Source organism: Candidatus Accumulibacter similis (assembly GCA_013347225.1).
Taxonomy (GTDB): Bacteria; Pseudomonadota; Gammaproteobacteria; order Burkholderiales; family Rhodocyclaceae; genus Accumulibacter; species Accumulibacter similis.
The window spans coordinates 3,579,209-3,601,074 of the sequence record CP054595.1 but is presented as its reverse complement, the minus strand read 5'-3'; the positions used below and the strand labels follow the sequence as shown (position 1 = coordinate 3,601,074).

The window sequence follows — 21,866 nt, the reverse complement described above, 5'->3', positions numbered from 1 at the left end:
CAGCGGCCGCATCAGGCCGCCCTGACCCGGACCACCGGCTGCCGCTCCTGATCCACGACATGTACCGCGCAGGCCAGACAGGGATCGAAGGAATGCACCGTCCGCAGGACCTCGAGCGGCTGGTCCGGAATCGCCACCGGTGTTCCGGCCAGGCAGGCCTCGTAGGCGCCGGGCTCGTCCTTCTCGTTGCGCGGTGCAGCATTCCAGGTCGTCGGCACGACACACTGGTAGTTCCTGATCGTTCCGTCCTGGATCACGATCCAGTGCGAGAGGACCCCGCGTGGCGCTTCGTGGATGCCGACCCCGGTGATCTCGCCTTTCGGGAACACCGGTTTGTTGAAGGTCCGCAGATCGCCCCTGGCCATGCTCGCCAGAAGCAGATCCCATTGCCGTGCGAGTTCGTCGACCTCGACCGCGCAGGCGACGGCACGCGCGGCATGGCGCCCGATCGTCGAATGCAGCGCGTCGATGCCGACCTTGGTCTGCGCCACGGTCGACACCAGTTCGAGCGCGTGCGTTGCGTAGTCGATCGTCGGCTGGTGTCCGGCAGCGACCATGGCCAGCACCCGTGGGAGCGGGCCGACCTGCATCGGCTTCTCGTAGAAGGTTGGCGATTTCAGCCACGAGTACTTCCCGTCATCCTGGAAGTCGGTGTACTGCGGTCGTGTTTCCCCCTTGTACGGATGCAGCGGACCCTTGCCGCCTTCATACCATGAATGCTTGACCGATTCACTGACTCCGTCCTTGAAGTACGCGTCGTCGTGAGTCTTGATCTGCTTGAAGCTCGCCAGGTCGCCGCCGGCGATATGGCCGCCGGGCAGGGCAAACTCCGTGTTCCTGCCGTCGAGTGGAATGTCCGGTACCGAGATGTAATCGACGATCCCGCGGCCGATCCGTGTCCATTCGGGATAGGAGCCACCGACCACCGCCACGTCGATGAGGTAGACGTTCTTGACGAAATCGGCGAGCTGGTCGATCCAGTCCTTGACCGCCAGCAGGCGCTCGACCGTGAGCACCGCCTGCGAGTCGACCGCCAGTGCGTTGGCCACGCCACCGACGACGACGTTCTGGATGTGCGGGGTCTTGCCGCCGAGGATACTGACCACCTTGTTCGCGTGGCGCTGTACCTCGAGTGCCTGCAGATAGTGGGCGACGGCGATCAGGTTGATCTCCGGCGGCAGCTTCATCGCCGGGTGGCCCCAGTAGCCGTTGGTGAAGATGCCCAGCTGACCGGTGCCGATGAAACCCGAGAGGCGCTCCTTCACCTTGCCGAACTCGGCCTTGCCGTTGCCGGACCAGGAGGAGAGACTCTCGGCGAGGCTGGCAGCCTTCGCCGGGTCCGCTTTCAGTGCACTCGTGACATCCACCCAGTCGAGCGCCGAGAGATGGTAGAAATGAACGATGTGGTCATGCACCGCGTGCGCCAGGATGATCATGTTGCGGATGTACTGGGCGTTGACCGGCAGTTCGAGTCGCAGGGCATTCTCGACCGAACGCACCGAGGCGAGTGCATGCACCGTCGTACACACACCGCAGATGCGCTGCGTGATCGCCCAGGCGTCCCGCGGATCGCGCCCGATCAGGATGTTCTCGACGCCGCGCCACATCTGTCCCGAAGCCCAGGCCTTCTTCACCTTGCCGCCATCGACTTCGACATCAACGCGCAGATGGCCCTCGATTCGCGTGACCGGATCAATCGTGACTCTTTGCGACATCTCGTTCTCTCCTGAAAGCAGCGTCAGCTGCGCGCCGGCTGGGCGCAGGCTTGTTCACGCGGCAGGACGGGGAAGCGGCGGGTAATGTAAATGTAGCCGAAAACCTCGGCGGCGAAGATGCCGATGGTGACCAGCAGTTCGGGGACCGACGGGAAGTAACTCCAGCCCGGTCCGGTGTCGAAGGCGATCAGGAAGCCATTCAGGCGCAGCAGGATGCCGCCCAGCATCACCGTGATGCCGGCGAGGAACAGCCGGGCAGGATTCCGTCGCGCCTCGACCGTGCCGATCAGCAGGAAGGTCGCCAGCAGGCACGCGTTCTCGACCCAGAAGGTCAGGGCAACATGATTGACCCGGAAGGCTTCGGGTAGCGCGCCCCGCACGGCGACATCGGCAAAGCGGACGAGGAGAAAGACCGCGATGATGCCCAGCATCACCCTTGCCAACGGATTCAGCAGGCTGAGCTCGATCTGGCGTCGGTAGGCCGAGGCGGCCACGCAGGACTCGAAGAGGATCACCCCATAGCCGAGCATGATCGCCGACAGCAGGTAGAGCAGCGGCTGGATCGGCGTCTGCCAGAGGGGATGGACCTGGTCGCCCATGACGACGAGCATCGTCCCCAGTGATGCCTGGTGCATCATCGGCAGCACGACGCCGAGCGCGATGAAGAAGAACAGGATCCTTTCAAGCTTGCGGCGCGCGTCTTGCAGGCCGAGCTTCTCGAGAAAGACCGGCGAGAACTCGATCCACATGACGATGATGTAGAGCGTGATGCACGCAGCCACTTCGAACATCACCGAGTTCACGTTGAAATAGCCCGGCCAGAAGATGTGCCAGAAGTTCCACCAACGACCGAGGTCGAAGGTGATCGCGGCGCCGGCAAGGGTATAGCCGAAGAGGCTGCCGAGCAGAGCCGGCCGCACCAGCGGGTGGTACTTGCCCTTGTTGAAGATATAGACCAGCAGCGCCATGCAGAAGCCACCGCAGGCCAGGGCTGAGCCGATGAAGACGTCAACCACGACCCAGATGCCCCACGAGTAGCCATCATTGACGTTGGTGGTCGAACTCAGGCCAAAGAACAGGCGGACGACGATGATCGTCGCCGCGACCGCCATCAGCACGCCGCAGACCAGAGTCGTGGCGTTGAACAGGCTGCCGCCGACCGGTGCCGGTCGGGCATCATGCTGGGCGCTCATGATTCCTCCCGGTCGGACTCGGCCGCCGGCGGCGTGTCGTCCTCGTGATGGACGTTGCGCCTAGCGACGTAGGTCATCGCCCCGAGCACGGCGAAGGGCATCAACAGTCCGCCGTAGAGCGTGTGCTGAATGGTTTCCGAGGTCGACGCCGAGGACTTCGGCGGCAGGTACGGCATGCCCACCTTCTCGAAATCGACCGCCGAGAGCTTCAGTACCTGCGTGCCGCCGTATTCGGTTTCGCCGTACACGTGCTGCCTGTACTTGCCGACCCTGCCTTCGTAGCTCTGGTCCGGCCCGCCGCTGAGGTTGCCGCGCGGATAGGTGGTGACGCTGCCGGGGGTGAGTGCGAGGCGGCGCTTCGCTTCGGCGAGCAGATCGCTGGTGCGCCCGTAGAGCGTCGCGCCGGTCGGGCAGACCTCGGCGCAGGCCGAGTAGTGACCATCCTTGTAGCGATGCCGGCAAAGCTCGCACTTGCCGATCCTGCCGGTCGGCGAGTCATACTGGTACTTCGGAATCCCGAAGGGGCAGGCGACGACGCAATAGCGGCAGCCGACGCAGGCTTCCGCATCGTAGGCGACGATGCCGGTTGTCGCGTCCTTCGTCATTGCCGTCACCGGGCACGCCGAGACGCAGGAAGGGTCGGCACAATGCATGCATGAGGTCTTCATGAACGCATAGCCATTTTCCTCGTCGTCCTTCGTCGCCATCGTTCCGCTGCGGTACATCTTGATGATGTTGAAGGTGTAGCCGCTGGTGTCGAGAGGCGTGTCCCATAGCCTGTCGGCGGTCGAGAACTCGGCAGGATTGTCGTTCGCCCGCTTGCAGGCGGCGACGCAGGCCTTGCAGCCGATGCAGAGGGTGGCGTCGTAGAGCAGGCCGAGCGCTTCCGCGGGCCGCCGGTAGGTGTCACGTGCGGCGGCCGGGCTGCTGACGGCAGCGGCGGCGACGGCGGCTCCGGCGGTACCGAGAAAACCTTTGAGAAAGCGGCGACGGCCGTACGGCACGACTCGCCCCTTGCGTGCTTGTGTCTTCATGTCAGTCCTCCGTCCTGCTGCTGGCAGCCTTGGCGCGTTCGGCTTCCTCCGCCTTGTGTGACAGGCCGAGGTTGCGTGCCACCATCGCCGCACCGCCGGCGGCCGCACCGGCGACGGCGGCTAGGATGGACGCCGAACCGAGCGTCGCGCCCATGCCTTTTTCCTCGACGATGCGCGGGTACTGTTGCGGGGGTTCGACGTTCGTCACCTTGGCCAGCATGTGCAGCGGTTTGCTGAAGCCGACACCCTGCTCGCTGCAGCCGAAGCACGGGCAACCGCAGCCGACCGGCCAAGTGCCGGCACCAGCGTCGCCGAACAGGATGCTCGGACAGTTGGCGTAGGTCTCCGGACCCTTGCAGCCAAGCTTGTAAAGGCAGTAGCCCTTGCGATGGCCCTCGTCGCCGAACTCGATGGCGAAGCGGCCAGCGTCGAAATGGGCGCGCCGCTCGCAGCTTTCGTGAATCAGCCGTGAGTAGGCAAACTTCGGCCGGCCCAGATCGTCGACCGGGGGCAGGCTGCCAAAAGCCAGGAAATGGACGACCGTGGACAGGAAATTGTAGGGGTTCGGCGGGCAACCGGGAATCGTCACGACAGGTTTGCCGAGGACGGCGGCGACGCCCGACGCACCGGTCGGGTTGGGATCGGTCGCCGGCATGCCGCCCCAGCTTGCGCAGGAGCCGATGGCGATCACCGCCGCCGCATCGGCCGCACACTCGCGGGTCAGCTCGACCGCCGTCTGGCCGCCGACCTTGCAGTAGATGCCGCCGTCGCGAGTCGGTATGGCGCCTTCGACGACGAGAACGTACCCCCCCCTGCTGGCCGCCATCGCCGTCTTGCGCGCCTGTTCGGCCTGATGTCCGGCAGCGGCAAACAGCGTTTCGTGATAGTCGAGCGAAATCACGTCGAGAATCAGCCTTTCCAGCGTCGGGTGCTCGGCACGCAGCATGGACTCGGTGCAGCCGGTGCACTCCTGGAAATGCAGCCAGATCACCGAAGGTCGCTTCTTGCTTGCCACCGCCTCGGCGACCGCCGCGTCGGCGCCCGGCGGCAGCCCCAGGCTGGCCGCGACGGTGGCACAGAACTGCAGGAACTCGCGTCGCCGAACGCCGATTCGTTCGCTTGCGGCGGCGATGCGCGAGTCACCTTCGAGCTGCAGCAGACTGCTGTTTGCCATCTTCCTGTCCCCTCTCTCGTCGCCCGACCGTCGGTCGGGAGCTTGGCACGGGCTGTGTCCGGAACTGCGGAGCCTCTCCCGAAGAAAGTGCACACAAAAACCATGCCAGAGGCAAAAAGATCAACGAAAACAGTGCACCAGCCGCTGCAGCGGACCTCCACGTGCGGCAGTTTGCTTGCCAGTTGTCGCTGAACTGGACAGCTTCTTTCCACCTCGCTACGGCGGCAGGCGCTGGCGAGCCACGCCACTGGCTGTGTCGGCGGGCGACCGCCCAGTGCCGGCCTGGGGCGCCGGCACGTGGCCGTTGCGGTCATCGCCGATTGGCTCTACGATCGCTGCATGCGCTGCATTCCCCGCCCAATCAGCTACCGCGACGCTTCGCCGTTGCCGGCTCGACCCGTCAGGCTGGATGGCCACAGCCGCGGGCCAGCGGGCCGGGAACTGGCCCGCCGTTATGGGTGCCGCTGCCAATCGTCCGATGGCGGGCACTGACCCGCGGACCGTGCGTCGGCGACCTCCGTTGCGCGGTCCGGAGCCGCTCGCCGACACGCCGTCAAGTCTCGACGAGGTGGGCGAAGCGGTGTGGGTCGAGGTGATCCGCAAGATGGACGAGGTTTACAGCGACCTTCTGCAATACGAGGTGGTACTCGAGCAGAAGAACGCTGCCCTGGAGGACTCGCAGCAGTTCATCGAGAGCGTGCTCGCGTCGATGTCGGACATCCTCATCGTCTGCAACCGGCACGGTACGATCCAGGAGGTCAACGACTCGTTGCGACGCTGCATCGGCCAGGACGAGAGCCAGTTGCGTGGGCGAGCCTTCGCCGACCTGTTTGCCGACGAAGGTTCGCGGCAGCGCGCGCGCGATTTCTTCTCCGCGGCCAGCCCGGCTGCGGTGCAGGATTGCGAACTGCTGATCAGCGGTCGTGACGGCAGTCCATTACCGGTTTCGCTGAACTGCACGCCACGGCTTTCGGGGACGGGCAAGCTGGTCGGCATGGTCGTCACCGGTCGCCCGGTCGGCGAACTGCGGCGGGCCTACCACGCCCTGCGGCAGGCACACGAGGATCTCAAGCGGACGCAACAACAGCTGGTGCAGGCCGAGAAGATGGCCTCGCTCGGCCGCCTGGTGGCCGGGGTGGCGCATGAGCTCAACAATCCGATCAGCTTCGTTCTCGGCAACGTGCTGGCTTTTCGGCGCTACGCTGCTCGCCTGCAGACCTATATCGATGCGGTCCACGCGGACAACTGCCAGCGCTCGCCCGAACTCGAACGATTGCGGCAGGATCTGCGCATCGACCGCATCATGGCCGACCTCGAACCATTGCTAGACGGCATGACCGAGGGTGGCGAGCGAACGCGCGACATCGTCGACGGGCTCAAGCGCTTCTCGGCCATCGACCGCAGTGTCGACGAGCCGTTCAATCTCACCGATGTCGTCGCGCGGGCGATTCGTTGGGTGACACGCGCGGGACCGTCGAGCTTTCAGGTGAGGGTCGATCTGCCGGCCGAGCTGCCGGTCACGGGGTCATCGGGGCAGATGCAGCAGGTGCTGATGAACCTCGTCCTCAACGCCCGTGATGCCACGTCCAGTTGCCCCGCACCACTGCTCGAGGTTTCGGCCTCGATCAGCGAAGGCACCATCAGGCTGTACCTCGCCGACAATGGTTCCGGAATCGAGCCGGCCAACCTGTCGCGACTGTTCGATCCCTTCTTCACCACCAAGCCGGTGGGGCAGGGGACCGGGCTCGGCCTGTCCATCAGCTACGGCATCGTCGAGCGACATGGCGGGCGTCTGGAGGCCCGCAACCGTCCGCAGGGGGGGGCGCTGTTCATCCTGAGCCTGCCACTGACGCAGGCGATGTCCTGAGTACCCGGATGCGGCGTCGCCACGCACGGTAGGGCTGATCGGTGTCGTTGCGGTCTGCTGGCAACCTTTCAGGCGCCCATGACGCGGTTCTTGCCGGCGCGCTTGGCGAGGTACATGGCCTGGTCTGCCCGCCGGATCGCGTCTTCGCCCGACTCCTCGGGGTGCAGTTCGGCGACGCCGGCGCTGAAGGTGATCAGGATCTTCTCGTTGCGGGAGAGGAAGAAGTTCCGCGTCAGTTCCCGCTGCAGGCGGCGCATGGCCGTCATGCCGTCTTCGAGGCGGGTGTCCGGCATCAGGATCACGAACTCCTCGCCACCATAACGTGCCAGGGTGTCGACCGGCCGCATGTACTGGCGAACGACCTGCACCAAGTGGATGAGTGCGTCATCGCCCGTCGCGTGGCCAAGGCGGTCGTTGATCTGCTTGAAGTTGTCGACGTCGAGCAGCGACAGCGACAGCGGCTGCTCCGTCTTGCGACGCATGCCGGCAATCTCGCGCGCCAGAGCCTCGTCGAGCCCGCGGCGGTTGAGCACGTCGGTCAGCGGGTCATGGCGCGCCGAGGCGCTCGCTTGCTGCAACTCCTCTTGCAGCCGGGCGAGTTCCGTGTTGGTATCGACGACCCTTGTCTGCAGCCTGCCCAACTGATCGCGCACGGCAGCGGTTTCCGTCGCCATCGAGCGGGTAGCGTTGAGCACGCGTCGCAGCAGCGGGGTCAGGTCCTCGATCGTTTGCACGTCGGCGATCTGCAGCGCGCTTTCCTCGAGGTTGTTCTGGAAGTCCGTGCTCGACTGGTTCATCGTCGCGAGCTGGTCGATGAAGGCGGCCAACATCGCACGCATCGCCTCCTGCGCCGCCAGCGTGCGCTCCTTGGCTGCGCGCTGGCGGCCGATGACATCCTGCAGGCGGCGCTCGACGTCGTCGAGGCGGCGCAGTGTCAGCGGCGGCAGCACCGCTCTGGCAAGGGTATCGATCTGGCCCTGTACACTTCGCTCATCCACGCTGAGCACAGCAATGTTGTCGACGATCAGTTGCAGCAGCTTGAGCAGGGTCAGCCGGACTTCGCCCTGTTCCTCGGCGATCAGCGAGATGCGCTGGCTGAAGGCCGACAGTCGGGGCAGGAGTCCATGGCAGTCCCCTGCCTGGGCCTCGAGAGTCTGCAGCAGCTGTCGTCCCTGTGCCAGAAGGGAGTCGTCGTCGTGACAGAGGCTCGGCAACAGGCTTTCGACCAGGCGCACCAGTGGCGGCAGCAGGCTCGTGCGCAAGGCAGGCGCGCTGTCGCCGTTGGCGGGCGGTGCCTCGCCCTGGTCGGCGGGCGCGACGGTGGGCTTGTTCCGGGTCGTGAACGCCACCAGCGCCTCCTGAACGCCTTGCCAGCTGCGCCTGCCGATCGCCGTCTCGAGTGCCGAAAGGTGCTGTTCGCCCGCCTCGAGGCTCAGCCTGCCCAGTGCGGCCACGAGCTGACGCAGCGGTGCCTCGGGGAAACCGGCGACGTTGGGCAGTTTGGCGACCTCGTTGTAGTAGGCCTGGTAGTTTGCCGGCGTCGGCAGCAGCTTGCGCAGAGACAGCAGTCGGAACGTCTCACGGGCCACTTCGAGGGGATTCTTCGGGTCGATCATGCTGGCAAGAGGAAAATCGTGGCAGTGTTTCGCGGATGCGGCATCATCCCGGCAGCCGCGGGCGCAGTTGCGCTGTCCTGCGAGTCTATCGCCAAACGGCGTGCAGCGGGAGTCAATCGCTCGACGCACGTGCCGCCGTGCCGGGCCCGCTTGTCTGCCCGACCGGCAACGGCGGTTGCCGGTTGCGCGGACCGAGCAGCGAAGGATCCACGGGTTGATCGTGATGCACGGCCCGAATCCGCGGCAGCGTACAATCCAGATCGGGATGGTGGGACGAGATGAGCCGATTGCTGCTGGCGCCGATGGAGGGTCTGCTCGACGATGTGCTGCGCGACGTACTGACGCGGGTCGGCGGCTATGATCTGGCGGTCAGCGAGTTCATCCGCGTCTCCGGCAACCTGCTGCCGCAACGAAGCTTTGTCCGCGTCTGCCCGGAACTCGCGCGTGCCGGCCGTACCGGGGCGGGCACGCCGCTGGTCGTGCAACTGCTCGGCAGTGACCCGGCCTGTCTCGCCGACAATGCGGCGCAGCTCGCGCGGCTGGCGCCGGCCGGGATCGACCTCAACTTTGGCTGTCCGGCGCCGAAGGTGAACCGTCATGGCGGTGGAGCGACCCTGCTGGCCGATCCGGAGCATCTTTTCCGCATTGTGTCGGCGGTGCGGCGAGCGGTGCCGGCGGCAATCCCCTTCTCCGCCAAGATGCGGCTCGGGGTCCGCGACACGTCGCAGACGCTCGACTGCGCGCGGGCGCTCGCAGATGGCGGCGTCGACTCTCTGGTCGTCCATGCACGCACGCGCGCCGAAGGCTACCGGCCGCCGGCGCACTGGGAGTGGGTTGCCCGCATCCGCGACGTGGTGTCGCGGCCGGTGGCGGCAAATGGCGAAGTCTGGACGACGGCCGACTATCGGCGTTGCCGTGCCATCAGTGGCTGCCGGGACGTGATGCTTGGCCGCGGTGCCGTCGCCGATCCCTTTCTTGCGCGCAACATCCGTCGTCTGACCGCCGGCCAGGAGGAGGAAGGCGATCGCCGCGCCGACTGGCAGCAACTGCAGCCCCTGCTGGCGTCGTACTGGCAGCAGGTATGCGCCAAGGTTGCGCCGCAGCATGCGCCGGGACGCCTGAAGCTGTGGTTGGCGGCGCTGCGGCCGAACTTCGTCGAGGCGGCCGCGCTGTTCCTTGCGATTCGCCCGCTGCGCACGGTCGCCGAGGTCAATCAGCGGCTGCAGCAGCACGGGGTGCTGGCGGTTGCGCGCGTCGACGTGCAGGCCGGTGCCCGCTGACTCGCGACTGCCGGTCAGCGGCCAGGACACCGTCCATCGGTACTTGGCACGGCTGCTCGATCGCCATTCCCGGGCGCCCTTTCGCAAACCGGTCGCGGACTACAATCGTGTCGCCTTTGCCGACAGTTTCGAGCGCTATCAGCGTCTCGCGGGCGGCGCGCAACTGATTCTCGACTCCGGTTGCGGTGTCGGCGAGAGCACCGCCGCGCTCGCCCGGGCTTTCCCGGGTCACTACGTCATCGGCGTCGACCAGTCGGCGGTTCGCCTGGCGCGCGCTCGCCGCGGCGCCGCTGGCTGGCCCGACAATCTCGACCTGGTGCGCGCCGACCTCGTCGATTACTGGCGCCTGCTGCACGACGCGGGCGGGCGACTCGACCGCCACTACCTGCTTTACCCGAACCCCTGGCCGAAGAGCTGCCATGTCGGCCGGCGCTGGCACGGTCATGCGGTATTTCCGACCGTTCTCGCTCTCGCCGGCGTGCTCGAATGCCGCAGCAATTGGCCGATATACATTGCCGAACTCTGCGTCGCCATCGAACTGCTGCGCGGGCGCGCGGTGGCCTGTGAGGCTTACGTTCCAACGGCGCCGATCACCCCCTTCGAGCGCAAGTACCTCGACTCCGGACATCCGCTCTGGCGCTGCCGGGTCGATCTCCGTTGGCAGCCGGGCACCGGCGCCGGGCCGTGCTGATGGTGGCTGAGAAGCGGCGAAATGGAGCGGGCGAAGGGAACAGAACACAACACCCAACCCATTGTTTGAAAACTGATTCTTACTGTTTGCCCAATGGGACAAGACCGGATTATGTACCGCCCCCTCCCTCTCGACAAGTTTGGCTGTCTGCCGGAGTCTGCTGACGCCTTCCCACGGCTATCAACTGGAGCACTCCGTACTCGATGCGCATACGCGTTGTCTCAGACATCGGGCTGCCTTTCAAAGAAGAAGCATGCCGGCAGAAAGGCCGGAGCAATGTACTCGACGTCCTTTGCCGACACGCCACAAGCGAAGAAGCTCTCCCGCCATTGCCGAACGATTGCGACGATGTGCTCGATCTCCCGTTGTGCCTTTTCCGCGGACAGGCCGAACCGCCCTGCCTGGGAGAGCAGGTTGTAGATGCTGGCCGTGCGACCGTAGCGCCCTACGCTCAACGCGAGATCGCGTCGTTCGAGACTGACCACGGGTGCGGGCATTAGGTCGTAGGCGGGCGAGGGCCGCCAGCCCTTTTGTCGGCGCAGCAGGGCATGGTTGCGCGGGTGGTCGTTGTTGTTGGTCACGGCCGCGTTGAAGACCATCCTGCGGAACAATTCGGCGCAATCGGCTTCGGGCTTGTCGGACCACCGCCGCAGGTTATCGGCCAGCAGCGGATAGGACCGGCAATCCCTGTCCAGATGACTGTCGCCACAGTCGAGCACAGTCAAGCCACTGACCAGTCCGAAACGTAGGTAGCCGCCTTGGGTGTGCTCGCGATCAAATCGCTGCAGCCCTTGGCGCTCACCAGAATTGACCCGTTTCTGCTCACCAAAGCTGACCCACAGCGCGGGCTTGGCGAGAGGTCTGCTCGGGCATGTTGGAGCGTGCGCCGCAAGGGGAGATGTTCTGGCTGCTGAGAATCCGGGAGACGTCTCGCCAGGTTGAGCGGCATCGGTTCCGATGGCGGCTGGTGGCCCGGAGTGATGGAGCGCTGGTCCGAAGACGCTTCTTCGTGAGGGCGCGACCCGGTCCCCCGTCACGGCGCCCGTTACCGGGAACGGCCCCTCCCCGGATTTCCTGGACCGACTGACGGCCAACACACACTCCGGCAGCCCTATCTTGCCGCCCGACATCACCATCTCGTGCGGGGAGCAGCCACCATGGAATTCCGGAGATGCCAGGCGTGCCAAGAGCTCTTTCGGCCACGCCCGCAAGTGGCCGAGCAACGCTTCTGTTCCGCTGCCGCCTGCCAACGCGAACGGCGACGGCGCTGGCAGGCGGCCAAGCGGCAGAACGATCCGGACTATCGCGAGAACCAGAAGCGGGTGCAGAAGGCCTGGGCAGAACGCCATCCGGATTATTGGCGGGACTATCGACGCCAGCACCCGGAGTACGCCGAGCGCAACCGTGCCCGGCAGCGGCACAGGGCGCAGGACAGGGCGACCGGGCAGGTTGCAAAGATGGACGCGTCAAAGGCTGAAATGCCCATTCCTTCAGGCACCTAGCGTTTGTCCCGTGTGGTGGACGCCGCGCTTGCAAAGAGTGACGCGTGGATGGTCGAAATCACCGTCATTACAGCGGCTTGCGCCTCACCCTGAGGAATTGCAAAAGACGACGTGCTCGCCCTGGCGGCAGGTGGCCGCTACGCTGGGTCCGACAGGAGGTTTCTCGCATGGATCAGTCGTCGGCTGTGGGGGTTCTGACCCTCGACCTGCACCGTCTCGAATTGCGCTACGCATCGCTTCGCCTGCCGGACCCGCCGGCGATCACGCGTCTGGCCCGATCGATCGCCGCGGATGGGCAGTTGGTTCCCTGCATCGCGGTCGCCGGGGAGGGCCAGGCGTTCATCCTGGTCGACGGCTATCGCCGGATCGCCGCGCTGCGTTCCCTCGGGCGCGACCGGGCAGAGGTCGAGTGCTGGCCGGTGGACCTCGTGCAGGCGCTGTTGGGCGTGTTGGCGCGTACGCACAGCCGATCGTTCGCGCCGATCGAAGAAGCCTTCCTGTTGCGCGAGTTGATTTCCGGCGCGTCGTTGAGCCAACACGAAGTCGCCCGGCGTTGCGGGCGCGATGCGAGTTGGGTCAATCGCCGCCTGCAACTGCTCGGGGGTCTGTCGGATGCCTTGCTCGAGGCCGTACGCCAGGGGCAGGTGTCGACTTGGGCGGCGGTGCGCATCCTCGGACCGTTGGCGCGCGCCAACAGCGCGCACGCCGAACGACTGCTCGCGACCCTGCGCCAAACGCCCCTGTCAACGCGGCAGTTGGCCAACTGGTTCGCGCAGTACCAACGCGCTGCGCGACCCGTGCGTGAGCGCATGGTCGAGTCCCCGAAACTGTTGCTCGAGGCCGTCGCAGCCCGGCAAGAGGAGCAGGTTGCCGAACGTCTGCGTGCTGGGCCGGAAGGCGAGGTGCTCGCCGATGTGCGCATCCTGGAAGCCGTCGGCACCCGCCTGAAGCGGCGTTTGTCCGCATTGAGTTCGTCCGCGACCCCTCTGCCGCCGGTCGTCAGGACGGCCGTGGCTGCTCTGCAACCGGCGCTCGAATCGTTGCAGCGCCATCTGACCCGGATCTGCCCACATGATATCCAAAGAGATTCGTCAATCCGTCCAGACGCTGCATCAGCAAGGCCTGGCGATACGCGAGATCAGTCGGCTCTTGAGTCTCTCGCGTAATACCATTCGCCGCATTCTGCGATCGCCGGTTCTTGCCGAGGCGCGCGAGCCCGCGTGCCCGGCGCCGGTACGCCTCTGGCTCCCTGCCGCTTTCGTTCGCGTGCGCGGCAACGGGGTCCGCCTACAGGAGATGCTGCAGGCGGAACTGGGCGTCGATCCCGGCTACAGCACGCTCACCCGCTGGATCCGGGAAGCCGGCCTGCGCACCCCGCCCAAGCGCTCGGGCGAGTATGTCTTTGCGCCCGGCCAGGAGATGCAGCACGATACCTCGCCGCACCGCGTGACCCTCGCCGGCAAGACGCTGACGGCACAATGCGCGTCCTTGATCCTGGCGTACTCGCGCTGTCTGTTCATCCGGTACTACCCGCGCTTCACGCGCTTTGAGGCCAAGCAGTTCCTGCTCGAGGCGGTGCGCTTCCTGGCCGGCTGCTGCCCGACCTGCGTCATCGACAACACGAGCGTGATCGTCGTCGACGGCGCCGGCGACGACGCGGTGTTCGCGCCCGAGATGGTGGCGTTCGCGCGCACGCTGGGATTCGCCTTCCGTGCCCACCCGGTCAATCAACCCGATCGCAAGGGGCGCGTCGAAAGACCCTTTGCCTGGGTCGAAGGCCATTTCCTGGCCGGCCGGACGTTCGCCGATTTCGCCGACCTGAACGAGCAGGCGCGGGCCTGGTGCGAGACGGTGGCGAATGCCAAGCCGAAGCGTGTCCTCGGAATGGCGCCGAGCGCGGCCTACGCGGTCGAGAGGCCCTGCCTGCAACGGCTGCCGGCTGTCCTGCCACCGGTCTATCAGGTGGCCGAGCGGGTGGTCGATCTGTACGGCTTCGTGTCGGTCGAGACCAATCGCTACTCGGTTCCCGAACGCTGGGTGGGGAAGACGCTGACGGTGTATCTGTATTCCGACGAACTGCGGATCTGTGCGCGCGACGAGGTCGTCGCGGTGCACCCGCGCCTGATCGGTATCCGCGGTGCGAAGCAGAAGCTGCCCGGACACCACCCGACACCGCAGGGCCGACTCCGCACGCCAGCGCCCGAGGCGACGTTGCTGCAGGGGCACCACCCGGTGCTCGACGCGTACGTCGCGGCTCTGGTCAAACAGGCGCATGGCCGCGGGGTGCGGCCGCTGCGCCGCTTGCTGGCATTCCGGCGGACTTATCCGCAAGCACCCTTCCTGGCCGCAGTGGCGCAGGCGCTGCAGTTCGGTCTCTTCGATCTCGGCCGCCTGGAGGCGATGATCCTGCAGCAGGTCGCCGGGGCGTTCTTCCATCTCGACGAGGGGGATGAGGATGCGTGAGCGCCTGCGTGCCCTGATCGAGCAGATGCGTTGCTCCGGCATCGCTCGCGTCCTCGACGAGGAACTCGATGCCGCCGAGCGGCAAGGTTCGCCCGTTGCGGAGGTCGTCTTTCGTCTGCTCAGCGCCGAAGACGCGGCGCGGCGCGAGAAGAGCCTCGCTTATCGTCTGGCGCAGGCGCGTCTGCCCTGGCCGTGGACCTTGCAGTCGTTTCCCTTTGCCCACCAGCCGAGCGTGAACAAGGCGCAGGTCCTGAGCCTTGCGGGACTGGACTTTCTGCGGCGCGGCGAGAACCTGCTGCTGATCGGCCCTCCCGGAACGGGCAAGTCGGGAATCGCCGTCGGGCTCCTGCGCGAAGCCTGTCTGAATGGCTACCGTGCCCGGTTCTATAACGCGCAGGTTCTGCTCGACGAGTTGTATGCCTCGCTCGCCGACCGCTCGACGGTCGGGCTGCTCAATCAGTTGTGCCGCCTGCCGCTGATCGCCATCGACGAACTCGGCTACCTCAACCTGAAACCCGAGCAGGTGAATGCGTTCTTCCGCCTGATGGACCAGCGCTACAGCTTGCGTCTGTCGACGATCGTCACGACGAATCTCGACCTGCCCGACTGGTACGAGCTGTTTCAGAAGAAGGCGCTGGTCGATGCGCTCCTCGACCGCCTGCAGCATCGCTGCACGATCCTGCGCCTGAGTGGTTCGAGTCTGCGCAGCGAACCGGCCGTTTCCCAGGAACGCCAGACGACGGCCCCGCCGGCTGCCCCCACGCGCGCCACGTCGCGCAAGAGGACTTCGCCAGACGCGTCCGCGTAGCGCTTGCCAGCGCCAGCGAACGGCGGCAGTGGGTTCGCCCCGCGTCACGGTCGCTTCTCGCCGACCGCGACGCCGGCCCAACGTCCGAAAACGCCCGTCTGCATGGCAGTCAGCGCGATACTGCCGCTCTGACTGCCACGCCCCAGCGTATCGCCCCTGCGCTGCGTCAAGGGACGCTGCGCCAGGCTGCGAAAAGCCGCAGCCTGCCCTTGACCCAGTTCCGGGGCGCCTCTCCCGCAACGCCACGGCTGCCCTCCCATACGCCAGAAGTCCCCGCGCACCGCTTGCCGAACCCCGCTGCCGCAACCCCTTCACCCTCGCCTGAAGCCGCGCACAGACCACCACCTGTGCCTCCGATGGATCCATTCTCGTGAGCGAAAAAGGGTCAGGTTTCGTGAGCGTCAAGGCTGCAGCATCAGCACGTCGCCGTGGCCGACCGTTTGTAGCCGTTCCTGGGTCACGTTCAGGCCACACCGTCTAGCTAGATCCAGCGTCGCGAACTCGACCCGCTGCAGGTTGCAGCGGTCATCCTTGGCGGGGAACTTGCCGAGCCACAGGCATTGGCCGTCTTCGATAGTGGCCTTCGGCCGCGTTCCCCCCATGCTGGTGCCCGGATCGAGTTGTTCGAGCAGATACGCAGCCACGTGCTTGCCTTCCTCGATGGCCTGCGCAGCAGCGATCAGTTCGTCCAGTTGATGTGTGCGGTTGTAGGTGCGCCTGGCTGCGGGGGGGCTGCCTTCAGTCCAAAGCTCAGATACCCAGCGCCATCCTGGGGCCCGTGGAGCAGGTAGTCGATCTCCTGGAGATCGGCCGCGCTGCGCTCCAGCTTGTTTTCGATCACCCGCTGGCCCCAGGCATCCGGCGCAGCATCGCGTGCCGCGCCCGGGATGCCCCTGAGCGCGGTGAATTCAAACACCTGCTTTGCCAGGGGCATCCGGAACGGATCGAGTGCGACCGCCTCAGGCCGCGCGAGATAGCGATCGCCGTAGCGGAAGCGGCCGATCTGTGTGCCGTCGGGCAAGGTCTGCACGCGCAGCAACGCCGCCGGGACCGTCTCCAGGGTGCCGGGAAGCTGAATGTAGACGTAGGCCTCGCGTTCAGAAGTCATAGTCGTCGCTGCTCTTGCGTGGCTTGCCTGCGCGGCGAGGACGCTGCGCCGCTTCGAGCGCCTTGCCATGCAGATCGGCGTCCGGGTCGGCCACGCCTTCCAACGTCCGGTCCAGGCCCAGGGCCCACAGGACAGTGAAGCACACTCCAATCGCCGTGCCGGGCTTGCCCAATTCCAGCGCGGTCAGCGTGTTGCGGTTGACGCCCGCCTTGCTCGCCAGATCAGCCACGGACCAGCCGCGGCGGATGCGGGCGATCCGGATTCGCTGGCCGAGCTGCGCCACTTGGTCGGCGACGTGCATCGGGGTTTCGAATCGGCTCATTGAAGTAGGCATTTCACAGTGGAATGCCTAGCATAATAGGCGGTACGCTGTCTTTTGCAAGTCAGAAAGCGTTCTTGAAGACTGCTATGGAAGCACTGATTTAATCGTCCCGGCGGACGATGCCTCTGGTATAATGTGCACGTCGCCGATGATGGAATTGTGCCAGTGAAGCAGATCAGCTTTTCGGAAGCCGAGTTTGCCGGGAAGAGGCGGCTGACCAGACGCGAGCGCTTTCTTGCCGACATGGAACAGGTGATCCCTTGGCAAGACGTGCTGGCGATCATAGAACCGTACTACCCGAAAGGGAAGCGCGGCCGGCCGCCAATCGGGCTGGAACGTATGCTGCGGGTGTACCTGGTCCAGCAATGGTACGGCCTGTCGGACGAGGGGGTAGAGGATGCGATAACCGACAGCCAAGCTTTGCGGGGATTCGTGCGGATCGATCTGTCGCGAGAGGCGGCGCCGGATGCGACGACGCTGCTGCAGTTTCGCCACTTGCTGGAAGAGAAGGACCTGTCGAAGGCCATCTTCGCGGCGATCAACGCGCAACTGACGGCCAAGGGGCTGATGATGCGTGAGGGAACGATTGCCGACGCGACGATCCTTGCCGCACCGCCGTCGGTGAAGAACGAAGCGAAGGCCCGCGATCCGGAGATGCACCAGACGAAGAAGGGCAACCAGTGGCACTTCGGGATGAAGGCGCACATCGGGGTCGATGCTGAGAGCGGTCTGGTGCATACGGTGGTGGGAACGGCGGCGAACGTCGCCGACGTGACGCAGACCGCCGAACTGCTGCACGGCGAAGAGAAGACCGTGTATCTGGATGCCGGTTACACCGGCGTCGAGAAGCGCGAAGAGCTGAAAGACCGGGACATCGACTGGCAAGTGGCGACCAAGCGGAGCAAGCTGAAGGCGATCCCGAAGGAGAGCAAGCTTGGCCCACTGCTGCGTCGCCTGGAATCGGTCAAGGCGAGCATCCGCGCGAAGGTCGAGCACCCCTTCCACATCGTGAAGAATCTCTTCAGCCATCGCAAGGTCCGCTACAGGGGGCTGAAGAAGAACACCGCCCAGTTGCACATCCTCTTTGCGCTGGCCAATCTGGTTATCGCAAAGCGACAGCTTCTGGCCCTTTACAGCCAAGGTGCGTCCTGAGCACGGCGAAGGGCCCCGAAAAGGAGCAGCCAAGGCCAAGACGCGGCTTTGAACCCGCGAGAAATCGGCCGAAATGACGCGACGCCTGACCGCGCGCGCTCTGCTTCCCGGCCGAGAGCGGTTTTGGCGCGTGTTTAGGTCCATTGATCAGTGGTTCCCTATGTTGTGCAATATATTGCTTTATGCCTGATATTTTAGGCAATCATACTACTAATCCATAAACAACTGCAGTTCATATTGTACGAGCGCAGTCCGGATGCCTAAAAAACCCTCGCACGATCTCTGGGAGATTCTGAAGACGTTCCAGTGCTGCCTGAATCAGACCCCGCAGACTGATTTTGTCGAGCGGCTTCTGTTTCGCTACGCGCTCTTTGACGCTTTTCCACACTTGCTCGTCCGGATTGAGTTGCGGCGAGTAAGGCGGCAGGAAGTGCAACTCCAGCATGCCGTCGGTGGACGCGACGTATTCGCTCACCAGCTTGGCTTTATGAATCGAATGACCATCGACAACCAAGAAAATGCGCTGCGTCGCGCCCAGCATGAGTTGTTCGAGGAAGCTGCGGAATACTGTGGCGTTGACCAGGCCCTCGTGCAGCATGAACTGGAGTTGCCCTCCCGTACCAACGGCCGACAGCATCTGGACGGAGTCGCGTCGGCCCGTAGCGCGCACCACCGGCGTCCGACCGCGAGGCGCCCACGTCGTGCCTGCGTGGTAGTAGTCGGAGCGCATCCCGGCCTCGTCGGCGAACATGATCAATGCCCCACGAGCCTTCGCACGAGCCTGGAGCGCCGGGTATTCCTCCTCGCGCCAGCGCTGCACCAGCGTCGCATCCTGTTGATAGGCCCGGTACAGCGGGCGCTGGGCCGTGAATCCGAGTTGTCGCATGACCTTGCCCAGCGTCGGCAGACTCAGCGTCATCTGAAACTGCCGCTCGATCAGACTGCCGATCAGGCGCAAGGTCCACAACCCAAACTCGAACTTCAACTGGTCGGGCGTGCGGTCGCGCACCGTATCGGCGATCCATCGCAACTGCTCCGGGGTGACCTTCGGCGGCCGGCCGGCTCCTTCTCGGGCGAGCAACGCATTCTGACCACCGTCGTAGAATGCTGCGATCCATTTGAAAACCGCGCGCACGGAAACATCCAAATGGTGCGCCACATGACTCGCCGGCATGCCTGCCCGCATCATCTTGACGCCTTGCATGCGTACCCATTGCTGTTCCATGCGCTTGGAACTGAAAACCGGCCTCTGCGGCATCAGTGGAGAGTTCATGCTCCATATTATACCTTGGAAAACTCAAAAAACAAACGCCAAATGCACAGAAATACTTTATCTGTTAGTATGTGAGCGAGAAGGGCGGGTCTTGACCGGCGCGCGCCGATCCTCTGAAGTCCCTCGATATGCAGGGAGCACCGTCCGCTTTGAAGCGTCGCTGCCCTTCCGCTCCCGCAAACGAACTCGCCCTCAGGAGCATGAAGCTATCGTTGGCCGCAACAACAGAAGTCCTTACGCTGCAGGAAAGGCAGGGTTGGATTACTTCGAAAACCACGCCCAAAAGCGAGACCATAATCCTCTGGTTTGCTCCGTATCACTGGAGGGTGCAGCCGGCGTCGCGTCAAGTCGCGCAGACGCCGTGGCGCGACCGAAATAAGCGGCTTTCGCCCGCTTGTCACGGCGCCTTTCGGCTTCAACGCGCACATCAGACCACCGGCCACACTCGATAACGCGATTTCTTTCGATCACATAGTGCGAGCGACAATCTTGGTTCCAGTTGCCCACCGAGGGATTGAGCGTCACGGACTCGCCGTCGAACGTTATCCGCCAGTCCGTCGGCGTGAACGGAGTCACCACACGCTCCCCGCAACCGCAGCAGCACGAGTGCACCGCGGTTGCGTATTCCATCGAGATGTACAGAACGCCCGGTTCCAACTCGCGTGGCGCATTCCGGACAAACCGGTGCTCCAGGGTGTGGTGCCGCATCACAATTGGTCTCCGTTCAGCAGCATGCCGCCGTCGGTGGTGTAGGTGCTGTGGTGCTCCTGCTCAAGATCCCGATAAAACCCGCGCAGCTTCTTCCACTTCACGACCGCCAAGCACGCGTTCAAGGCATTCAGATCGGCCACCTGGATGTTGGACGCATATACGTCCTGGCCGCCGCCGCCCGCGAAGGAGATGCGGCCATGGTGCACATGCTCGCGCTTCGTGGGCGTGCTGGTCGTCACGCGCAGGATGCCGCCGAGGCTGCCGTTAGTGAGTTCTAAGCCCATGCCGACGTCGATGAACGGCACACCCAGCGCCTCGAGCTTGGCCACGACGGCGCGCTTCTTCTCGCCGGCATCCATGCTAAGGAACGCGAACGTAATGCCGTCCAGCAGGCCCAGCGTATCCGCGTTAATCTCCACGGGATGCGCCTCGATGCTGCGGTGCATGCGCTCGTAGATGCCTTTCAGGTAGTCCACCTTCTTCGGGGCATCCCGCAGCTCCTCCAGTGACGGTGCACCAGGCGCGCGGAAGGCGTTGTGCGACAGGAAGTCATCACCGTCGAAAAGGCGGATCTGCTTCACGGGCGTCTTCGCGACGAAGTCGAGGATGTAGCCGCCGGTGCCACCCAGGCCGATGATGGCTACAACCTCCTCTTCTAGCTTGCTGGCCAACGCGCCAATCCCGGCGCGGCTGGAGGCCGTGTCGAGATAGTTGAACACGCTGGCCTCATTTTCCTCCTCGCCGCTGCGGAGCACGCGCGGGCTGATGCCCGGCTGCAGCACTGCGGCCGGTCCGGACACGATAGTCGCGTAGGTCGCCATCTTGGCATAGTAGTCCGCATAGCCCAGGTCGCTCGGCTTGCTGGAGAAGCTGTACCGCGCCGTGAGCCCGTGGCCGAGGTCCGTGTTCGGCGCAGCATGCGAGATGCCCTGCAAGGGCGTTCCGTCGGCATTGCACGGAAAGTCGCCATCCCAGTTCATGACATGCGTTTCGGGCTTGCGAGTACGGTCACCAGCAAGGTCAAGGGTCGAGACCAAGGTGCCAAAGCGGACTTGGCGCTGGGCGTCCACGTAGGGTACTTCCAGCATCACCAGGAAGCTTCCCTGGATGCGCATGAAGTAACCCTCCGAGCGGAGTCGGGCCAGGTCGGGATTAAGACTGAACAGTGCGCGTGACATTGAAGATGGTCCCTTTCTTCTTAACTTCAACAGAGCCGCCCTCGCCGAGTTCGCCAGCATGAGGGAGTGACACCGCATTGCGGTAGGTCATCGAGAACTTCACGTTGGTCTCGGGCGGCGCGTTCGGGTGCGACAACTTGACCACCTGCTCGAAGGTTACGTGCTTGTCCGGAACAGTCTCCTCGACAGAGTTGACCAAGATGACGTAGCCCGTCTGCGGCTTGGGGGCAGAGATGAAACGCTCGATGCCCGGCGCGTCAAGGTTGATCCGATCGTCCGGCTCGATGAGCCGGTCCTCACCGCCGCAGACCTCCAGGAAAATGGCATCCTCCGGCGACGTGTCGGCAAGGTCATACAGAACGCTGCCGAGCATGCTGGCGTTGCCCCACGCCAGCTGGCGGTCATTCAGCGAGAACTTGAAGTCGCGGTCCGACTTGAAAGCGATGAAGCGTTCAGCGCCCTTCCCGCGTAGATCAAAGGTCTCGTCGAGGCGGACGTCTTCGAAGTCGCCCGTGTCCAGGTAGGCGTACAGGATGTAGTCAGTGCGATGGTCCAAGCCAGCGCTGGCCAGGATTTGCCTTCCGGTGGGAACCGGGTCCGGCACATTGATGTTGCGAAAAGTCAGCCCATCCAGGCCGAAGCGGATGCGATAGGCAGCAGCCTCCCTCAAAGCGCGACCCTCGCGGATCGCGTCGCCAACGTCGTCAAAATCAGGATATTTCATAGGGTCCTCTAGGTTGTTGTGGCGAAGCTATCTCGCCTACAACCGTCTAATCGGA

The 21,866-nt window shown here is 64.7% G+C and carries 16 protein-coding genes and 3 pseudogenes; 8 read left to right on the top strand and 11 right to left on the bottom strand.

The genetic code is table 11. The features are described from left to right. Window positions 1-11 precede the first annotated feature (11 nt). From HT579_15740 to HT579_15725, 4 genes are read right to left on the bottom strand one after another with little or no spacing between them, the layout of a single operon-like run. Complete coding sequence (locus tag HT579_15740; protein ID QKS30244.1) at window positions 12-1,715, bottom strand: nickel-dependent hydrogenase large subunit; 1,704 nt, start codon at window positions 1,713-1,715, stop codon at window positions 12-14. A 23-nt stretch (window positions 1,716-1,738) separates the two neighbouring features. After that, the gene (gene hybB, locus HT579_15735; GenBank protein QKS30243.1) at window positions 1,739-2,908 is read right to left on the bottom strand and encodes a Ni/Fe-hydrogenase cytochrome b subunit; all 1,170 of its coding nucleotides are present in this window, start codon (window positions 2,906-2,908) and stop codon (window positions 1,739-1,741) included. After that, window positions 2,905-3,942, bottom strand: a complete 1,038-nt coding sequence (hybA, locus tag HT579_15730; protein QKS30242.1) for a hydrogenase 2 operon protein HybA — start codon at window positions 3,940-3,942, stop codon at window positions 2,905-2,907. Before hybA ends, hybB begins: the two co-directional genes overlap by 4 nt. Before the next feature lies 1 nt (window position 3,943). Beyond that, window positions 3,944-5,116 carry a hydrogenase small subunit gene (locus HT579_15725; protein QKS30241.1) on the bottom strand — a complete coding sequence of 391 codons (1,173 nt, stop codon included), beginning with the start codon at window positions 5,114-5,116 and terminating at the stop codon, window positions 3,944-3,946. A gap of 478 nt (window positions 5,117-5,594) precedes the next feature. On the opposite strand from HT579_15725, the gene HT579_15720 reads away from it, so the two are divergent. Beyond that, a complete protein-coding gene (locus tag HT579_15720; protein QKS30240.1) occupies window positions 5,595-6,983 on the top strand; it encodes a PAS domain-containing protein in 1,389 nt (462 codons plus the stop codon). A 68-nt stretch (window positions 6,984-7,051) separates the two neighbouring features. Here HT579_15720 and HT579_15715 read toward each other — a convergent pair whose 3' ends face one another. Beyond that, window positions 7,052-8,599, bottom strand: coding sequence for a diguanylate cyclase (locus HT579_15715; GenBank protein QKS30239.1), 1,548 nt, complete (start codon window positions 8,597-8,599; stop codon window positions 7,052-7,054). Window positions 8,600-8,877: 278 nt separating this feature from the next. Between HT579_15715 and HT579_15710 the strand changes: the two genes are divergently transcribed. Further along, window positions 8,878-9,879 (top strand): tRNA-dihydrouridine synthase family protein, encoded by a 1,002-nt coding sequence (locus HT579_15710; GenBank protein ID QKS30238.1) that lies wholly within the window; start codon window positions 8,878-8,880, stop codon window positions 9,877-9,879. Beyond that, window positions 9,869-10,570, top strand: coding sequence for a methyltransferase domain-containing protein (locus HT579_15705; protein QKS30237.1), 702 nt, complete (start codon window positions 9,869-9,871; stop codon window positions 10,568-10,570). The genes HT579_15710 and HT579_15705 overlap by 11 nt, the downstream gene beginning before the upstream one ends. A gap of 221 nt (window positions 10,571-10,791) precedes the next feature. On the opposite strand, the pseudogene HT579_15700 reads toward HT579_15705, so the two are convergent. Beyond that, window positions 10,792-11,358: pseudogene (locus HT579_15700) on the bottom strand (HipA domain-containing protein). A 369-nt stretch (window positions 11,359-11,727) separates the two neighbouring features. Between HT579_15700 and HT579_15695 the strand changes: the two are divergent. The 4 genes and pseudogenes from HT579_15695 to HT579_15680 all read left to right on the top strand — a co-directional run bounded on the left by HT579_15695 (window position 11,728) and on the right by HT579_15680 (window position 15,343). Further along, a pseudogene (locus tag HT579_15695) lies at window positions 11,728-12,165 on the top strand (hypothetical protein). A gap of 74 nt (window positions 12,166-12,239) precedes the next feature. Continuing rightward, a complete protein-coding gene (locus HT579_15690) occupies window positions 12,240-13,238 on the top strand; it encodes a ParB N-terminal domain-containing protein (GenBank protein ID QKS30236.1) in 999 nt (332 codons plus the stop codon). Between the two features lie 16 nt (window positions 13,239-13,254). Beyond that, window positions 13,255-14,535 carry a DDE-type integrase/transposase/recombinase gene (locus HT579_15685; GenBank protein ID QKS31666.1) on the top strand — a complete coding sequence of 427 codons (1,281 nt, stop codon included), beginning with the start codon at window positions 13,255-13,257 and terminating at the stop codon, window positions 14,533-14,535. Further along, window positions 14,528-15,343 carry an ATP-binding protein gene (locus tag HT579_15680; GenBank protein QKS30235.1) on the top strand — a complete coding sequence of 272 codons (816 nt, stop codon included), beginning with the start codon at window positions 14,528-14,530 and terminating at the stop codon, window positions 15,341-15,343. The genes HT579_15685 and HT579_15680 overlap by 8 nt, the downstream gene beginning before the upstream one ends. A gap of 407 nt (window positions 15,344-15,750) precedes the next feature. Here HT579_15680 and HT579_15675 read toward each other — a convergent pair. Continuing rightward, window positions 15,751-16,451, bottom strand: a pseudogene (locus tag HT579_15675) (HipA domain-containing protein). Next, complete coding sequence (locus HT579_15670; GenBank protein QKS30234.1) at window positions 16,441-16,773, bottom strand: helix-turn-helix domain-containing protein; 333 nt, start codon at window positions 16,771-16,773, stop codon at window positions 16,441-16,443. The pseudogene HT579_15675 and the gene HT579_15670 overlap by 11 nt, the downstream one beginning before the upstream one ends. A gap of 165 nt (window positions 16,774-16,938) precedes the next feature. Here HT579_15670 and HT579_15665 point away from each other — a divergent pair, with 165 nt between their 5' ends. After that, on the top strand, window positions 16,939-17,925 hold the full coding sequence (locus HT579_15665) for an IS5 family transposase (GenBank protein QKS30233.1): 987 nt from the start codon (window positions 16,939-16,941) through the stop codon (window positions 17,923-17,925). Window positions 17,926-18,157: 232 nt separating this feature from the next. Here HT579_15665 and HT579_15660 read toward each other — a convergent pair whose 3' ends face one another. The 3 genes from HT579_15660 to HT579_15650 all read right to left on the bottom strand — a co-directional run bounded on the left by HT579_15660 (window position 18,158) and on the right by HT579_15650 (window position 21,811). Next, entirely contained in the window at window positions 18,158-19,183 is a 1,026-nt protein-coding gene (locus tag HT579_15660; protein QKS31665.1) for an IS630 family transposase, read from the bottom strand. 722 nt (window positions 19,184-19,905) lie between these two features. After that, on the bottom strand, window positions 19,906-21,087 hold the full coding sequence (locus HT579_15655) for a ThiF family adenylyltransferase (GenBank protein ID QKS30232.1): 1,182 nt from the start codon (window positions 21,085-21,087) through the stop codon (window positions 19,906-19,908). Then, complete coding sequence (locus HT579_15650) at window positions 21,062-21,811, bottom strand: multiubiquitin domain-containing protein (protein QKS30231.1); 750 nt, start codon at window positions 21,809-21,811, stop codon at window positions 21,062-21,064. The genes HT579_15655 and HT579_15650 overlap by 26 nt, the downstream gene beginning before the upstream one ends. Between the last annotated feature and the right edge of the window lie 55 nt (window positions 21,812-21,866).

What these genes read in the sequence shown, in the direction of transcription:
- HT579_15740 (QKS30244.1), bottom strand. Translation starts at nt 1,715, where the DNA reads ATGTCGCAAAGAGTCACGATTGATCCGGTCACGCGAATCGAGGGCCAT.
- HT579_15710 (QKS30238.1), top strand. Translation starts at nt 8,878, where the DNA reads ATGAGCCGATTGCTGCTGGCGCCGATGGAGGGTCTGCTCGACGATGTG.
- HT579_15715 (QKS30239.1), bottom strand. Translation starts at nt 8,599, where the DNA reads ATGATCGACCCGAAGAATCCCCTCGAAGTGGCCCGTGAGACGTTCCGA.
- HT579_15725 (QKS30241.1), bottom strand. Translation starts at nt 5,116, where the DNA reads ATGGCAAACAGCAGTCTGCTGCAGCTCGAAGGTGACTCGCGCATCGCC.
- HT579_15655 (QKS30232.1), bottom strand. Translation starts at nt 21,087, where the DNA reads ATGTCACGCGCACTGTTCAGTCTTAATCCCGACCTGGCCCGACTCCGC.
- HT579_15690 (QKS30236.1), top strand. Translation starts at nt 12,240, where the DNA reads ATGGATCAGTCGTCGGCTGTGGGGGTTCTGACCCTCGACCTGCACCGT.
- HT579_15720 (QKS30240.1), top strand. Translation starts at nt 5,595, where the DNA reads ATGGCGGGCACTGACCCGCGGACCGTGCGTCGGCGACCTCCGTTGCGC.
- HT579_15650 (QKS30231.1), bottom strand. Translation starts at nt 21,811, where the DNA reads ATGAAATATCCTGATTTTGACGACGTTGGCGACGCGATCCGCGAGGGT.
- hybB (QKS30243.1), bottom strand. Translation starts at nt 2,908, where the DNA reads ATGAGCGCCCAGCATGATGCCCGACCGGCACCGGTCGGCGGCAGCCTG.
- HT579_15660 (QKS31665.1), bottom strand. Translation starts at nt 19,183, where the DNA reads ATGCCGCAGAGGCCGGTTTTCAGTTCCAAGCGCATGGAACAGCAATGG.
- HT579_15670 (QKS30234.1), bottom strand. Translation starts at nt 16,773, where the DNA reads ATGAGCCGATTCGAAACCCCGATGCACGTCGCCGACCAAGTGGCGCAG.
- HT579_15680 (QKS30235.1), top strand. Translation starts at nt 14,528, where the DNA reads ATGCGTGAGCGCCTGCGTGCCCTGATCGAGCAGATGCGTTGCTCCGGC.
- hybA (QKS30242.1), bottom strand. Translation starts at nt 3,942, where the DNA reads ATGAAGACACAAGCACGCAAGGGGCGAGTCGTGCCGTACGGCCGTCGC.